This window comes from Nocardiopsis sp. NPDC055879 (genome assembly GCF_053615935.1).
This window is the reverse complement of record NZ_JBSHCT010000003.1, coordinates 324,761-340,404: the sequence shown is the minus strand read 5'-3', so window position 1 is coordinate 340,404 and position 15,644 is coordinate 324,761. Positions and strand designations below refer to the sequence as shown.

10 protein-coding genes are annotated in these 15,644 nt (G+C 70.1%); 3 read left to right on the top strand and 7 right to left on the bottom strand.

Annotated elements, in window-relative coordinates; all coding sequences use genetic code 11:
• Positions 1 to 68: 68 nt before the first annotated feature.
• From ACWGKS_RS05530 to ACWGKS_RS05515, 4 genes are all read right to left on the bottom strand, one after another.
• A complete protein-coding gene (locus ACWGKS_RS05530) occupies positions 69 to 1,436 on the bottom strand; it encodes an HNH endonuclease signature motif containing protein (protein ID WP_358506286.1) in 1,368 nt (455 codons plus the stop codon).
• A 647-nt stretch (positions 1,437 to 2,083) separates the two neighbouring features.
• The gene (gene metX / locus ACWGKS_RS05525) at positions 2,084 to 3,226 is read right to left on the bottom strand and encodes a homoserine O-acetyltransferase MetX (RefSeq protein WP_358513839.1); all 1,143 of its coding nucleotides are present in this window, start codon (positions 3,224 to 3,226) and stop codon (positions 2,084 to 2,086) included.
• Positions 3,223 to 4,539, bottom strand: a complete 1,317-nt coding sequence (locus tag ACWGKS_RS05520) for a bifunctional o-acetylhomoserine/o-acetylserine sulfhydrylase (RefSeq protein ID WP_358513841.1) — start codon at positions 4,537 to 4,539, stop codon at positions 3,223 to 3,225. Before ACWGKS_RS05520 ends, metX begins: the two co-directional genes overlap by 4 nt.
• 235 nt (positions 4,540 to 4,774) lie before the next feature.
• Positions 4,775 to 7,942, bottom strand: a complete 3,168-nt coding sequence (locus ACWGKS_RS05515; protein ID WP_452521847.1) for an ATP-binding protein — start codon at positions 7,940 to 7,942, stop codon at positions 4,775 to 4,777.
• 98 nt (positions 7,943 to 8,040) lie between these two features.
• Here ACWGKS_RS05515 and ACWGKS_RS05510 point away from each other — a divergent pair, with 98 nt between their 5' ends.
• From ACWGKS_RS05510 to ACWGKS_RS05500, 3 genes are all read left to right on the top strand, one after another.
• Positions 8,041 to 8,625, top strand: coding sequence for an NADPH-dependent FMN reductase (locus ACWGKS_RS05510; protein ID WP_358513845.1), 585 nt, complete (start codon positions 8,041 to 8,043; stop codon positions 8,623 to 8,625).
• 24 nt (positions 8,626 to 8,649) lie between these two features.
• On the top strand, positions 8,650 to 10,182 hold the full coding sequence (locus ACWGKS_RS05505) for an MFS transporter (RefSeq protein ID WP_452521844.1): 1,533 nt from the start codon (positions 8,650 to 8,652) through the stop codon (positions 10,180 to 10,182).
• Positions 10,183 to 10,415: 233 nt separating this feature from the next.
• Complete coding sequence (locus tag ACWGKS_RS05500) at positions 10,416 to 12,899, top strand: ATP-dependent Clp protease ATP-binding subunit (RefSeq protein ID WP_452521842.1); 2,484 nt, start codon at positions 10,416 to 10,418, stop codon at positions 12,897 to 12,899.
• A 53-nt stretch (positions 12,900 to 12,952) separates the two neighbouring features.
• Here ACWGKS_RS05500 and ACWGKS_RS05495 read toward each other — a convergent pair whose 3' ends face one another.
• From ACWGKS_RS05495 to ACWGKS_RS05485, 3 genes are all read right to left on the bottom strand, one after another.
• Positions 12,953 to 14,029 carry a glycoside hydrolase family 5 protein gene (locus ACWGKS_RS05495; RefSeq protein WP_452521840.1) on the bottom strand — a complete coding sequence of 359 codons (1,077 nt, stop codon included), beginning with the start codon at positions 14,027 to 14,029 and terminating at the stop codon, positions 12,953 to 12,955.
• A 195-nt stretch (positions 14,030 to 14,224) separates the two neighbouring features.
• The gene (locus tag ACWGKS_RS05490) at positions 14,225 to 14,404 is read right to left on the bottom strand and encodes a hypothetical protein (protein WP_358513853.1); all 180 of its coding nucleotides are present in this window, start codon (positions 14,402 to 14,404) and stop codon (positions 14,225 to 14,227) included.
• A 72-nt stretch (positions 14,405 to 14,476) separates the two neighbouring features.
• Positions 14,477 to 15,640 carry an SDR family NAD(P)-dependent oxidoreductase gene (locus tag ACWGKS_RS05485; RefSeq protein ID WP_452521838.1) on the bottom strand — a complete coding sequence of 388 codons (1,164 nt, stop codon included), beginning with the start codon at positions 15,638 to 15,640 and terminating at the stop codon, positions 14,477 to 14,479.
• Positions 15,641 to 15,644 lie beyond the last annotated feature (4 nt).

Here is a 15,644-nt window from a genome sequence, read left to right as displayed (position 1 = left end):
GGGGTCTGACACCCAACCGGGGGTGGTCTCGTCGGGGTGGTGTTCCACCTGGCGGAAGTACGCGGTGGTTAGGGGGCGGTGGCTGGGGCTGGCTCTCCTTCCCCATCCCCGGACCCGGCTTCCTTTCCTGCTTCTTGGCGGTTCTGGGCGTGGTGGTGTTCCCAGATCTGCCGGTTCACCTTGGCCTGTAACCGGTGCTTGAGCCTGTTGTGGGTCGAGCACAGGATCTGCATGTTGTCGGCGCTGGTGGCCCCGCCGTGGGAGAAGGGGACGATGTGGTCGTACTGCGACCAGCTACGCGGCACATCACAGCCCTCGTGCCACTCGCAGTAGGGCTTCTTGAACCCGGCCGCTTGGCGGACCGGGTCCGGAGCGCACCGCTGCTTACGCCCCACATCCAACAGAGTCCGGCCCTGGGCGTCGGTCACGAACCGGCGCAGCCAACTGTGGGGGGTCAGGCGGGCCACCATCTGATCGGGCAACACCACACCATCCTCGGTGGTGGCCGGCTCTGCGGTGCCGTCTCCGAGGAAGCGCTTCAGCGGGACGGTGATGTTGAGGGTCGCCAACGGCTGGCGGCTCAGGCTGGAGCAACCCCGGTGGGTCAGAGCGGTCTCGAAGATCCGCATCATCGCGTCATAAGTGCGCTGATGCTTCGCCACGGCGGCGTTCTCCGGCCCATACGGCTGCGTGTAAGCCTCCAGGGCGGCCTGGATCAGTTCGTTATCGGCCCCCGGCCCCCACATCCGCAGCAAAAACCCGGACTCGAACGTGGGCGAGAACTGGGCGCCCCGGTTCTCGAACGTTTCATCGTAGTCCCGGTCGGCCTTTTCCGGGTCCAGGCGGGCGACGAACCATTTCGCCGCGTCCCGCAACTGGCGCACCGAAGCCTGCGGGCACTCCTGCTTATAGGCGATCAGCCCGTATTCCAACCGGGCCCGAAACCCCTCCACCGAAGGACGCTGGGCACGGAATTCCTCATCCGCCGTTTCCAGGACCTTCGCCCATTCGGTGGTGGCCTTTTCGGTGGAGGTCGCGATCGCGCACGCCTCACCCAAAGACAGAGTCTGCTTCCCGAACGCTTCTTCCACCAGGGGCAGCTGCTGCTGGTACAACGCTCGGGCGAGGGTGGCAAGGCTCTTGGCCTCGGCCGGAGAGGTCCCCCACTGGTGGGTGATCCACGCCTGGATACTGCGCTGGCCACCCTCTTCCAACAAGGCGCCGGTGGCCTCCATCCGGGCCAGGGCGGGCAACATCCCGTAGCGGATCCGGTCGACTTCCCCATTGAGCCGGCGAAACTGGGCGAGCGTCTCGGTTTCACACCCGAACGGGATATCCCGGCCGGAGAATTCCACCGCCATCTCCCGCGCACCCGCCATCGCCTTATCGACCGGGGTGTTCCCGGTCGGGCGCGGTGCGTGGGGAGGAAAGCTCATACTCTGATTATATGCGAATGCATCAGAGAATGACAGGCTTACCGGCGGGTATATTCAACCTATTTCCAGGTCGGTGAATGCGCCTACCATAGGCGGGGTGGTTATTCTGGGTTATCCACATCCCGGAATCGAATGGGCTCCTGTTTTTGATCTTGTCCGTAGCGCCCATTTGGGCGCCCAACATGGCGCTAGGAGCAAGATCATCGCTGTGAAGACCAGAGCCGGCTACCGCGGGGACGCGGCCCGCCCCGTGCCTGGCCTGTAGCGGGCCCTTCGTGACCGGACCCGTCACGTAGTGGCGACGCGCTCAACGATGCAGCGAGGCGGTGGGGAAGGGATCCGGCCGGCCACGGCCGGACCGGGCGAAGCCCGGGGCCGTTGGGACCTCAACCACTCTCCCCCCCCTTCCCCGATAGCCGCCAAACCGCCGCCCGCACCGCACGGGTCAAGGCCACTAACCCCATCGTCACAGAACCCGACATCGCCTTGACGCGTGCGGTGCGGGCGGCAACAATCACGCGGCGGGGAAGGAGGGAGAACCCACCCCCACCCCGCCAGACCACCGGAAGAGCCCCGACCCCAGGCGCCCCACCCACACACCCGACGACGACAGGCGAGGCCAGATGGCCCCGGCCCACCGCCCCGGCTTAACCCTCCAAAAGCTCTTTGACCAGGCCTGATACCTGAGCGGCCTCGATGAGGAAACCGTCGTGCCCGTAAGGTGAATCGATCACTCGCGCCCGGCCGGGGACCGGGAGCATGCGGGCGATCTCGTCCTGTTGGGCGAGCGGGTACAGGTGGTCGCTGGTCACGCCCGCGACGATGGTCCGTTCGGGCATACGGGCGAGCGCGACGGGAACGCCACCACGCCCACGCCCGACATCGTGACCGTTCATCGCCTGGGTGAGCAGCACGTAGCTCGCGGCGTCGAAGCGACCGACGAGCTTGCCCGCCTGGTGGTCCAGGTAGGACTCCACGGCGTACCGGCCGCCCTCGGCGGGGTTCTCGTCGCCTTGGGCGTCGCGGCCGAAACGTGTGTCGATCTCCTCGGCACCCCGGTAGGTGACGTGCGCGATGCGGCGGGCCACACCGAGTCCGTCCACCGGGCCCCGGTCGGTGTCGTGGTAGTCGCCTCCGGCCCAATTCGGGTCGGTCTGGATCGCGCGCAGTTGTGGCGCGGCCCAGGCGATCTGCCAGGCGGTGGTGGCCGCCGGGCAGGCCAGGATCAGGGCGCCACGCACCCGGTCGGGGTGGGTGGTCGCCCACTCCAGGGCACGCATGCCGCCCATGGATCCGCCGATGACCGCCGCCCAGGTGTCGATGCCCAGTTCGGCGGCCAGGTGCTCTTCGGCCCGTACGGTGTCGCGCAGGGTGATGCGTGGGAAACGACTCCCCCAAGGCCGCCCGTCGGGGGCGATCGAGGAGGGTCCGGTGCTTCCCTGGCAACCGCCCAGGACGTTGGGGGCGACCACGTAGTAGCGGTCGGTGTCCAGGGCGAGCCCGGGGCCGACCACCCCCTCCCACCAGCCGGGGCTGAGCTGCCCCGGCCCGACGGAACCCGTCACGTGGGCGTCGCCGGTCAGGGCGTGCAGCACCAGGACGGCGTTGGTGCCCGAGGTGTTCGGGCGCCCCCAGGTCTGGTAGGCCAGACGTACGTCCGGTAGCCGCTCGCCCGACTCCAGCTCCAAGGGTTCCTCGATGTGGACCCAGCGGCGTTCGCCCACCGGATCGCCCTCCCGCCACCCACCGTGGTGGGGACGGGAGGCGAAAGCATCGGATCGCTCGGTCACTGGTGAGCCTTGGCCGCCCGGAAACCGAGTTCGAGGTCGGCTCGCAGGTCGTCGATGTGCTCCAGCCCGACGGAGAGACGGACCAGTCCGGGGGTGGCCCCGGCGGCGGCCTGCGCCTCAGGAGAGAGCTGGCTGTGCGTGGTACTGGCCGGGTGCACGATGAGGCTGCGCACGTCGCCGATGTTCACCAGCTGGCTGAACAGCTCGGTGCCGTCGACGAAGGCGCGCCCGGCCTCCACTCCGCCGCGCAGCTCGAAGGAGAGCACGGCTCCGGCACCCTTGGGCAGGTACTTCTGCGCCTGCTCGTAGAAGGGGCTGGAGGGCAGGCCGGCGTAGTGGACGCGCTCGACCTCGTCGCGGGACTCCAGCCATTCGGCGAGCGCCTTGGTGTTGGCGACGTGCCGTTCCATGCGCAGGGAAAGGGTCTCGATGCCCTGCAGGATGAGGAAGGAGTTGAGCGGGGCGATGGCCGCGCCGGTGTCGCGCAGCACCTGGACCCGCAGTTTGGCGGCGAAGGCACCGGGGCCGAGGGCCTCCCAGTACTTGAGGCCGTGGTAGCTGGGGTCGGGCTCGACGAAACCGGGGAAGCGGTCGCCGTGGGCGCCGAAGTCGAAGGTGCCGGCGTCCACGACCACACCGGCGACGGTGGTGCCGTGGCCGCCGAGGAACTTGGTGGCCGAGTGCACGACGATGTCGGCGCCGTGCTCGATGGGCCGCAGGAGGTAGGGCGTGGGAACGGTGTTGTCCACCATCAGCGGGACACCCACCTCGTGGGCGGTGTCGGCGACCGCGCGCACCTCCAGGACGTTACCGCCGGGGTTGGCCAGGCTCTCGGCGAAGTAGAGCTTGGTCTCGGGGCGGGTGACGGCGCGCCACGCCTCGGGGTCGTTCTGGTCCTCGACGAAGGACACCTGCACGCCGAGCTTGGGCAGTGTGTGTTGGAAGAGGTTGTGGGTCCCGCCGTAGAGCAGGGGGCTGGAGACGATGTGGTCGCCGGCGCTGACGAGGTTGAGGATCGCGGCGGTGATCCCCGCCGAGCCGGAGGCGAAGGCGACCGCTCCGACACCGCCCTCCAGGGCGGCCAAACGCTGCTCCAGAACGTCCTGGGTGGGGTTCATGATCCGGGTGTAGATGTTGCCCGGCTCGGCCAGACTGAACAGGTCCGCACCGTGCTGGGTGTCCCGGAAGACGTAGGAGGTCGTCTGGTAGATGGGCGTCGCCCGCGCGTTGGTGGCGGGGTCGGGCTCGGCCCCGGAGTGGATCTGCTGGGTCTCGAAGGACCAGGACTGCTCGTTGGTGCTGTCGGTGCTCAAGAACGGACTCCTACAAAAACAGACCGAATGGGTAGGGAATCACCGCGAGGCTAGCATCGACACCGGTCAGGTGGCCAGTAATCACACAAAGTCCGCAGTGTTCTCCTCCTGTGACAGTGATCATTCAGATTCGGTCGGCACTGACGACCAGAGAGGGGATCGCCGGGAACAGGCGTCCTGAGGCCGCGCGCCCACGCTGTTCATGGGACCCATCCTCGCAGGTGGGCCTTCGGGATCACCGGCCGGCATCGCCGATCAACTCGGCGACCACCTGTGGCAGGGCACTCCCACGGCCCTCCCGCAATGCCTTTTCGAAGGCCACCTCATCCAGGTCGGCGCGCAACAGCGTTTCGACGCGGTCGACGTCGCCGCGTTCGGCGGCGGGCATGGGCGCCCCGGAGGACTCGCGTGCCCGGGTCGCGACGCCCAGCAGACGTGCGGACTCTTCGAGGCGTCCGGTGAGCGTGTACGCCCCGGCGATCCCCTCCAGGGCCAGGGCGATGGCTCGCGTGTCATCGGTGCCGCGTGCCGTGACCAACCCCTCGGTGTGCAGGCGCAGCGCCTCATCGGCGTCCCCGCGCAACTCCGCGACGAACCCCAGTTCGCACAGGGTCAGCGCGGTGCCGGGCCACCACCGCACCCGCCGCGACCAGTCGACCAGTTCGGTCAGATAGGCCTCCGCCTCGTCGAGCCGGCCCCTGCGGCGGGCGGACAGCGCCAGTCCCATCTGGGCGTGTTGACGTTCGGCGATACCGCCTTGGCCCCGGACCAGGTCGGCCGAGCGGCGATGGAGCGCGTCGGCGCGGTCCAGGTCGCCTTCCAACAGGGCCAGACGTCCCAGCCCGGACAGCGATCCGGCGACCTCCACCGTCAGGTCCAGTTCCTCGGCGTCCGCCAGGGCGGCCTCGTGCAGACGACGGGAACGCCCGTACTCGCCCCGGATCTCGGCGAGGACCGCCAGGACCCCACGGGCGTTCATCCCACCCCAGGAGTCGCCGAGTCGCTCGAACAGGTCGAGCGCCTCACGGCCCTGCCGTTCGGCGCGGGCGAGGTCGCCGCGCCCCAGGGTGTGGGAGGCCTGGGCGACCAGCGCGGCGGCCAGGCCCCAATCGTCACCGTGTTCGCGGAAGGTGGCCGGCGCCAGGCCGACGAGTTCCTCGCTGACGTCCTGATCGCCCCGGCTCTGCAGGGCGAGCCCGAGCATCAACGCCAGTCGGGCCCGGATCAGGGGTGTTTCCGGGCCCGCCTCCAGGGCGGCGCGGACCCGTTGGGCGTGGTCGTGGCCGATGTCGTTGAGGATCTCGAACACGGTGGTGGTGGCCTCGACCGTCGCGTGGAGTCCCGGGTGGGCGTCGGCGCCGTCGACGACGCGGGCCAGGGTGAGCACGCGCAACCCCTCCCGATAGCGGCCGCGCAGGTACCAGTACCAGGTCAGACCGCCCGCCGTCTCCAGGGCGGTCTTCGCGTCGCCGACGGCGACCGCGTGGTCCACGGCCGCGTACAGGTTCGCCGCCTCGGCGTCCAGACGCCGGATACCCCGCCCTTGGTCCGGACCGAAGAGGGTGGCGTGCTGTTCCTCGGCCAGGTGGGAGAAGTGGCGGGCGTGCCGGTCCCTGAGCGCTCGGGTCTCCCCCGCCTCCGCCAGACGCGCGCGGGCGTAGTCGGCGATGGACTCCAGCAGGTGGTGGCGGATTTCGCCGGTGCATGGGTCGACGGTGGCGGCCACCAGGGAGCGGTCGACCAGACGGGTGAGGGGGTCGAGTACCTCGTGGTCGGGGTCGGCGCAGACCGCCTCGGCGTCCTCGGGGTGCCAGCCGCCGGTGAACACCGACACGCGGCGCAACAGGACCCGTTCCCGCTCGTCGAGGAGGTCCCAACTCCAGTCGATCATGGCGCGCAGGGTGCGCTGGCGCGGGGGAAGGTGGCGCTGGGCGGTGGCCAGGAGCCGGAAACGATCGTCCAGGCGGCACAGCACCCCGTGCACGCCCAGGGCCCGGATCCGAGTGGCGGCCAACTCCAGGGCGAGGGGGATGCCGTCGAGTCGGCGGGTGAGTCGGGCGACGTCGGGGGCGTTGGTCTCGGTGAGCTCGAACCCGGGGCCGGCCGCGCGGGCGCGCGCCACGAAGAGTCGCACGGCGGCGTACTCGTGCGCTTCGGCGGGGTCGGAGACGGACGGGGGGACGGGCAGCGGGCCGACCGGGTGCAGGTGTTCGCCGGGCACCCCGAGGGGTTCGCGGCTGGTGGCGAGGACGCGCAGGTCGGGCAGGCGGGCGAGCAGGTGGGCGGCCAGGTCACCGATCGGTTCCAGGAGGTGTTCGCAGTTGTCGAGCACCAGGAGGGTGTCCTGGCCGGTCAGTCCGCGTACGAGGCGTTCACGGGTCCCGCCCTCGCCCTCGTCCCGGAGACCGAGGGTACGGGCGAGGACCTCGGCCGGATCGGCTCCCCTCGCGTGCGCGGCGTACTCGACCATGTGGGTGTCACCGTCGAGTTCGTGGGCCAGGGCGGTGGCCAAACGGGTCTTGCCGACCCCGCCGAACCCGGTGAGGGTGACCAGTCGTTCGTGGGCCAGCAGGGACCGGATCCGGCTCAGGTCGTCCTCTCGCCCCAGCATCTCGGTGAGGGGCCTGGGCAGGCGTCGCCGAGGGATCCCACCACCGCCGGATTCCTGGCGGAGGATACGTGTGTGCAGGTCGGTGACCTCGGGGCCGGGGTCCACGCCCAACTCCTCACGAAGCCCGCGCGCCAGGTCCGCGAAGAGGCGCAGGGACTCGGCCCGACGTCCGTCCTCGTTCAGGGCACGCATCCGTGCGGCGACCAGGCGCTCGCGCAGGGGATTCTCCGCCAGCGGTTCGCTCAGGTCCCGCGCGACCTGCCGGTGTTCACCCAGGTCGAGGCGGGCCAGGGCGTACTCCTCGGTGGCGGTGAGCCATTCCTGTTCAAGGCGCGCCCGGGCGGGTTCGGTGAACGTCTCGTCCGCGAGGTCGGCCAGAGCCGGACCGCGCCACAGCTCCAGGGCCCGGGCGAACAGTCCGGCGCGTGAACCCGGGTCCTCGGCGGCGCGGGCCCGGGCGACCAGCACCTGGAACCGTTCGGCGTCCACCGCTTCCTCCGCCGTGTGGAGCAGGTAGCCGGCCGAGCGGAAGCGGACCCGCTCCCCCGCGTCGGGTTCGGCGGCCGACAAGGCGCTGCGCAAAGCCCACACCTTGCGTTGCAGGGCCCGATCGGGTCGCAGCGGCGCGTCGCCGAACCCCCACAGGTGGTCGACCAGGGTGTCCACGGGAACCAGGCGTCCGCGGGCCAGGAGGAGAGCCCCCAGCAGGACGCGCACCTTGCGTTCGGGGACGTCGACGGAGGCACCGTCATCGGTCCGGACGATGAGTGGTCCAAGCACACCGAAACGCATGCACTCACCGTACCGAGTGCGAGGCGAGGGTGTTCCGAGTGCGGCTCGGACGAGGGTGGGGGCGATCGATCGAGAGCCCGAGAAGGAATGTGGTGAACATGGGACCGCTCAGGATGGTCGTCATCGTCGGCAGTGTGCGCGAGGGCCGGTTCGGGCCCACACCCGCCCGGTGGTTCGTGCGGCTGGCCCGCGCCCGCCCGGACATGGAGGTGGAGGTGGTCGACCTGGCCGACGTGGACCTGCCGCTGCGCATGGTGGAGGAGTCCCCGCTCCCCCCGGACGTCGCGGCGCTGGGTCCACGTCTGGCGGCGGCCGACGCGTTCGTCCTCGTCACACCCGAGTACAACCGGAGTTTTCCCGCCTCGGTGAAGAACGCCATCGACTGGTTCCACGACGAGTGGGCGGCCAAACCGGTGGGTTTCGTTTCCTATGGCGGGATCTCCGGCGGTGCCCACGCGGTGCAGCAACTGCGTCCGGTCTTCGGGGAGCTGTGCGCGGTCCCGGTGCGCGACTGCGTCCACGTCGCCGACTTCTGGGAACTGTTCGACGCCGACGGTGGCTGGCCCGCGGACGATGAGCGGAGCAAGGGGGCGGCGCAGGCCGCCCACGGCATGCTCGACCAGCTCACCTGGTGGGCGCACGCGCTGCGCGATCGTCGTTCCCTCACCCCGCATCCCGCCTGACCCGGAAGGCGAACCATGAGTTCCGTGAGAGAGAATCCACTCCGCGCCGGCCGGGCCGCCTGGGTCGGTCTGGCCGTATTGACCCTGCCCATCTTCATGATGGCCAACGACGTGTCCGTGCTGTTCCTGGCACTGCCGGCGATCGGCGCGGACCTGCAACCACAGGCCACCCAGTCCCTGTGGATCCTGCACGTGGGAGAGCTCCTGGGCGCCGGGTTGGTCCTGACCATGGGCCGGCTCGGTGACCGGGTGGGACGCAGACGCCTGCTACTGATCGGATTGGCGGCCTACGCGGCGTCCTCCACCCTGGCGGCGTTCTCCCCCGACCCGGTCACGTTGATCGTGGCGCGGGCGCTGATCGGCGCGTCGGTGGCGACCATCTCCCCGTCGACACTGTCGCTGTTGCGGTCGATGTTCCCCGACCCCGGGCAGTTCGCCACGGCGGTGGCACTGAACCTGAGCGCGTTCTCCGTGGGCATGGCGTTGGGGCCGCCCCTGGGCGGGCTGCTGCTGGAGTTCTTCTGGTGGGGTTCGCTGTTCCTGGTCAACGTGCCGGTGGCACTGTTGGCGCTGGTCACCCTGCCGTTCCTGCTACCGGAGTACCGCGACCCGAATCCGGGGCGCATGGACGTGCCCAGCGTGCTGTCGTCCACGGTGGCGTTGGTGTTGCTGGTGTACGGGCTCCAGGAACTCGCCGCGCAGGGATCGCGGCCGTCGCTGCTCGCCGCCGTCGTGGTGGGTTCGGCGTTGCTGTGGTGGTTCGTGCGACGGCAGCGACGCTTGAAGGACCCGTTGATGGACCCGGGCATGTTCGCCCGCCCGATCTTCGTGCTGGCGGTGACGATGTGCTTCCTCATGCTGCTGGCCGCCGCCGGCACGGACCTGTTCCTGGTGCAGTACCTACAGTCGGTGTTGGGGATCTCCCCCGGCCTGGTGGGAGCGCTGCTCATCGTGCCCGCGGTGGCCGGTTTCGTGGGCACGATGCTCACCCCGGTGTTGATCCGCTTCCTGACCACCGGCGTGGTGGTCGGCGGCGGAATGTTGGTGGCCGTGTCCGGGTTGGCGACGATCCTGTGGGGAGCCGGCACGGGCAGCGCCTGGCCGCTGATCCTGGGCACCACGGTGACCTCGATCGGCGGCGCTCCGGCGATGACGCTCGGCAGCCAGTTGGCGTTGTCCTCCGTGCCGATGGAACGCACCGGTTCGGCCTCGGCCGTCACCGACGTGGCCGCGGGCCTGGGACAGACCCTGGGGTTGGCGTTGATGGGCAGTCTGGGCCTGCTCGTGTACCGCACGAGTCTGTCGGGGGCGTTCACCGGTGACGTTCCCGAGGCGGCTCGGGGAAGTATCGGCGGTGCCCTGGCGACCGCCGACGACCTGGGCTCAACGGCCGGGGCCGCCCTGCGGGAGGCCGCCGCGTCGGCGTTCGGGCTGGGCCTTCAGGTGACGGCCGGGGCCGGCGGTGTCCTGTTGGCGGTCGCGGCCGTGGTGATGATGGCGGTGCTGCGCGGACACCGTGCGAACGAACCGGAGGAGGCCGTGGAACGGGTCGGTTGACCCCCTACGTCGGGGAGATGGTCGACGCGTTCCATGGTGACCCCCTTACCGGTGGGTTACCCGAACCACCCCGCCTTGCACGTGTGGGCCGTGGGGGTCCTGGGGAGTGTGGAGACAGGGATGGCGGACGGCCTCGCCGGGCCTCCGCCACCGCCCGACAAGCACTTGCTCGCCAGGGCGAGCACGCCACCACCGCGGCCTGTCACCACATGCACGAGGGACGAGACGATCTGATGACGAACGACTTTCCGGACGGCCCGGGTGGAGAACCCGGGTCCTTCGACGAGTTCCTGGCCAGGTTCCTCGGCGCCCGCGGACCCGTCCGCCGCGTCGACCTTTCCAAGCTGATGAGCCCCGAGGCCCGCCAGGTCGCCGACGCCGCCGCCCGGCGCGCGCTGGAGAACGGCGGCGCCGACGTCGACTCGGTCCACCTGTTGTGGGCGCTACTGCACTACCCGCCCACCCGCAAGCTCGTGGAGCGCGCCGGAGCGGACGCCAAGCCACTGGAGGACGTCATCGAACAGGCGGTCGCCCAGGCCCCGCGCGCGGTGCGCGGGTCGGCCCGGCTGACCCCGTCTGCCAAGCGGGCCCTGCTCGACTCCCTGCAGATCTCCCGGGCCACCCGGAGCCCCGCCATCGTGCCCGAGCACATCCTGTTCGCGTTGGCGGTCAACCCCGATCACCCGGTCGGTCAGCTACTGCGCGACCAAGGGGTGAACCCCGAGTCGCTACAGAACGCGGCCGGGCCGGCGCCTTCCGCCGAACAACCCGAAGCCGAGCCGTCGCGGACGCCGACGCTGGACGAGTTCGGCACCGACATGACCGCGCTTGCCCGCGAGGGGCGTCTGGACCCCGTGGTCGGCCGCGACGACGAGGTCGACCAGTGCATCGAGGTGCTGGCCCGGCGGCGCAAGAACAACCCCGTGCTCATCGGTGACCCCGGCGTGGGCAAGACCGCGATCGTGGAGGGCATCGCCCAGCGCATCTTCGACGACGACGTCCCCGACGTCCTGCGCGGTCGACGCCTGGTGCAACTGGACCTGTCCGGGATCGTGGCGGGCACCCGCTACCGGGGCGACTTCGAGGAGCGGCTCAACGGCATCGTCGAGGAGATCCGCGCCCACTCCGAGGAACTGCTCATCTTCATCGACGAGATCCACACGATCGTCGGTGCGGGCGCCTCGGAGGGTTCGACCAGCGCCGGGAACATGCTCAAACCCGCGCTGGCCCGCGGTGAGTTGCACATCATCGGTGCCACGACGGTGGACGAGTACCGCAAGAACGTGGAGAAGGACGCGGCGTTGGAGCGTCGCTTCCAGCCCATCCTGGTGCCCGAACCGTCGGTGGAGGACACCGTCGACATCCTGCGCGGGCTGCGCGACCGCTACGAGGCGCACCACCAGGTGCGGTTCAGCGACGAGAGCCTGGTGGCGGCCGCCGAGCTGTCCGACCGCTACGTCACCGACCGGTTCCTGCCCGACAAGGCGATCGACCTCGTCGACCAGGCCGGTGCGCGGGTCCGGTTGCGGTTGAAGACCTCCAGTACGGGGCTGCGCGAGTTGGAGACCCGGCTCAAGGAGTTGGAGGAGCAAAAGGAGAGCGCGGTCCAGGACGAGGACTACGAGAAGGCGTCCCGGCTGCGCGACGAAATCCACTCCGCCAGGAGCGACATGCACCAGGCGCGCGGAACCGGGTCGGCCGTCCCCGAGGTGGAACCGGCCGACATCGCCGAGGTGGTCTCGCGCAGTACCGGCATCCCGGTGTCACAGCTGACCCAGGAGGAACGGGAGCGGCTGGTCAACCTGGAGGAGGTGCTGCACGACCGGGTGATCGGTCAGGACGAGGCGGTCACCGCGGTGTCGGAGGCGATCCGCCGCAACCGGGCCGGGCTCGGCGACCCGGATCGTCCGGTGGGCAGCTTCCTGTTCCTGGGGCCGACCGGTGTGGGCAAGACGGAGCTGGCCCGGGCCCTGGCGGAGGCGCTGTTCGGCTCCGAGGAGGCCATGGTCCGGATCGACATGAGCGAGTTCCAGGAGCGGCACACCGCCAGCCGGCTCACCGGCGCCCCTCCCGGGTTCGTGGGGTACGAGGAGGCCGGTCAGCTGACCGAGGCGGTACGTCGCCACCCCTACTCGGTCCTGTTGCTGGACGAGGTGGAAAAGGCCCACCCGGACGTGTTCAACCTGCTGCTACAGCTGTTGGACGACGGTCGGCTCACCGACGGTCAGGGCCGGACCGTGGACTTCCGCAACACCGTGGTGATCATGACGAGCAACCTGGGGTCGGAGGTCATCACCGGCGGTGGGCCGATGGGGTTCACCGACGGCGGGCAGATGGACGCCGACACCGAGCGCCGGGTGATGCGCCGGCTCAAGGAGGAGTTCCGGCCCGAGTTCGTCAACCGGATCGACGAGGTCATCGTGTTCCAGCAGTTGGGCGAGGACGAGATCGCGCAGATCACCCGCCTGATGCTCAAGCGGACCGAGGAGCGGTTGGCGGCGCAGGAGATGTCGATCCGCTTCACCGACGCGGCGGTGCGGTGGCTGGCGGAGAAGGGCTACCAGCCCGAGTTCGGCGCGCGGCCGCTGGCCCGGACCATCCAGCGCAACATCGGCAACCGGCTCTCGCGCATGGTGCTGGATCAGCAGGTCGGAGCGGGTGACCGGATCATCGTGGACGTGGATCCCGTGGGCGAACTGACCATCGCCACCGAATAGGCAACGGGCCCCGAGGACCGCTTCAGGTCCTCGGGGCCCGACGTCGCGTGGGATCAGGCGGACAGGCCGCTGGTGCGGATCTGGTCGCGGATCCACTCCCCCGCCGGCTTGAGCGAGTCCGTGCCGGTGAAGGGGCCGCCCGCGTCGCAGGTGCCGGGCTCGAAGACCGCGCCGGAGCGGACGTCGTCCGAGTAGTTCCAGTTCACCCAGCTGATCTGTTCCCGGTCCATGAGGTCGAGGTAGCGCTGGGCGGAGTCGAAGTCGTCGCCGCCGTCACCGGTGTGCTCCTGGGTGCCGAACTCGGTGACGAACAGTGGCAGCTCCTGGGTGGCCCGCTCGAAGGTGTCGTAGTGCCCGCCCCCGTGCGAGGCGGCGTAGAAGTGGTAGACGTACATGATGTTGTCGGCGTCCACCGGGTCATCGAGGATCTCGGTGTGGTCCGAGCCCTCGGACACGCCCAGCGACGACCACGCGCGGGTTCCGACGAGCACGAGCGCCTCGGGATCGGCGTCCCGGATCACCGGGATGACCTGCTCGGAGTAGCCCTTGATCGCGTCCCAGGAGACACCGTTGGGCTCGTTGGCGATCTCGTAGAGCAGGTTGTCCTTGTCTGCGTGGGTCGAGGCGATCTCGGCGAAGAAGTCGCGTGCGAGGTCGGTGTTGACGTTCGGGTCGCCGGGGGTGAGCATGTGCCAGTCCACGATGACGTACAGGCCGCGCTCGGTGCCCTCTTCGATGAGTTCGTGCACCCGGTCGGTGAAACCGCGCGGGTCGGTCTCGTAACCGCCCTCCTGGATGTACATGGACACGCGTAGGACGTCCGCGTTCCAGTCGTCGGAAAGGGCGTCCAGGGAGGCGTCGGTGAGGCAGTGGTCGAACCACTGCAGACCGTGCGAGCTCATCCCGGTGAGCTGGACGGCCTCACCGTTCTCGTCGCAGAGCTTGATACCGCAGACCTGAAGCCGTCCATGCTCGTCGATGGCGGTGGTCTCGGGTGTGGTGGAGGCGACGGGTTCGGCCTCTTCCAACGCACCGTTGCCGAGCAGGGTGGCACCGAGCAGAATCGCTCCCAGTGCGGCCAGGGACAGGGTGCGGTAGGGGTGCCTGGGGGTGGGACGGTGACGCGCCAAGGTTGTCCTCCAGCGGGGAGCGGATCGGACGCGGTGGGGGCGACGCGGATCCGGAAGGAAGGTTTCCCATTGAAGCTAGGTAGTGGTGGCGCGGCCGTCAAGGGGGGTGACCGAGGGTATTCGCATCGGCCCCGACGTCCCCGTGGGGCGCACCCGGTCGGGTACGCCCCACGATGAGAGCGGTGGAACCCCGCCTCAGGCGGGTTCCGGTTCGGGTTCGGGCCCCGGTGGTTCCGGGACCGGTTGGGGCTCCGGCACCGGGTCAGGGCTCGGTTCCGGCGGGACCGGTTCGGGCGGCATCGGCGCCGGTGGGAACGGGTCCGGTGGCATCGGGTCGGGCTGTCGTAGGGCCCGTTCCGCCAGGTTCACGCTCATCCGACTTCCTCCTCTCCTCCGGCCGTCTCGGTGGTTCGTGCTCGGTCCTGCCCGACCGAGGTGAGTTCCGTGTCAGGATCGGGCGTCGGGGTCGGGGTCGCGGGGCCTGCCCCTCTCCCCGCGCGAGGGCTGGTTCAATAGGTGTCCCGCCCGGTCGTTGAGCACGCCGACGGTGTCGATCAGGCGACCGATCCGGGAGTGGGCGGCCTCCGAACCATGGCGCTCCATCGCTATCCCCGGTGCCCTCGGCAGCAGCCGACCGACCACGCGCAGGGCCCGTTGGGTGAGCCCGGGGGCCACCCCGTGCACCGCCAACCCGATCCGGGTCGCCGGTGTGAGGATGAGGAACCCGCGCCCGCTCGCGGCGGCCCGCACGATGCCGCGGGCCGCACGTTCGGCGCTCACGCTGAGCAACGGGAGCCCGGCCGCCAACGCGAACCAGGCGTACTCGCGTTCGGGATCGCCGGAGAAGAGCACGCCCTTGTGCGAACCGGTGCGCATCAGACCCGGCACCACGGTCAGCACCCGCACGCCCGTGCCGCCGGTCTCGGCGGCCAACCCCTCCGACAGCGCCGCCCAGGCGCGTTTGGCCACCGAGTACGGCAGCATGTGCGGCACCGACAGGTAGGCGCCGATCGAGGTGACGTTGACGACGGTGCCGCCGGTGCCGCGCATACGTTCGACGGCGGCGCGGGACAGGTGGAACGGGCCCCAGAACATGATGTCCATGGCCTGCGCGAAGTCCTCGTCGGCGATCGTCTCCTGCGGGCCCACCCGCATGACGCCGGCGCTGTTGACCACCACGTCCAGCCGGCCGAAGCGTTCGACGGCCGCGTCCAACAGGGCGTCGACCGCCTTCGGGTCGCCGATGTCGCAGACCACACCGTGGGCCTCCACGCCCCGTCCGGTGAGTTCGGCGACGGCACGGTCCAGTCCCTCACGCCCCCGGGCGCAGATCACCACCGAGGCACCGGAGGCACCGAACTCACGGGCCATCTGCAGCCCCAGACCGCGCGAGCCACCGGTGACGAGCGCGACCTTGCCGCGCATGCTTCGGGCGCGGCGACGTTCGGACAGGGCCGAGACCCCCACCCCCAGGGCGGCCCCCGTGGCGCCCCAGGCGAGGAGTTCGGCGTTCTGTCGGATCGGCGACGGCGGCGGTTCGTGGCGGCGACGGTAGCGGCCCCACGCCCATCGGACACCGGCCAGTGCCAGGGCTCCCTTCAGGCGGCTCATGGGC

What these genes read in the sequence shown, in the direction of transcription:
- ACWGKS_RS05500 (WP_452521842.1), top strand. Translation starts at nt 10,416, where the DNA reads ATGACGAACGACTTTCCGGACGGCCCGGGTGGAGAACCCGGGTCCTTC.
- ACWGKS_RS05515 (WP_452521847.1), bottom strand. Translation starts at nt 7,942, where the DNA reads ATGCGTTTCGGTGTGCTTGGACCACTCATCGTCCGGACCGATGACGGT.
- ACWGKS_RS05530 (WP_358506286.1), bottom strand. Translation starts at nt 1,436, where the DNA reads ATGAGCTTTCCTCCCCACGCACCGCGCCCGACCGGGAACACCCCGGTC.
- ACWGKS_RS05485 (WP_452521838.1), bottom strand. Translation starts at nt 15,640, where the DNA reads ATGAGCCGCCTGAAGGGAGCCCTGGCACTGGCCGGTGTCCGATGGGCG.
- ACWGKS_RS05510 (WP_358513845.1), top strand. Translation starts at nt 8,041, where the DNA reads ATGGGACCGCTCAGGATGGTCGTCATCGTCGGCAGTGTGCGCGAGGGC.
- ACWGKS_RS05490 (WP_358513853.1), bottom strand. Translation starts at nt 14,404, where the DNA reads ATGAGCGTGAACCTGGCGGAACGGGCCCTACGACAGCCCGACCCGATG.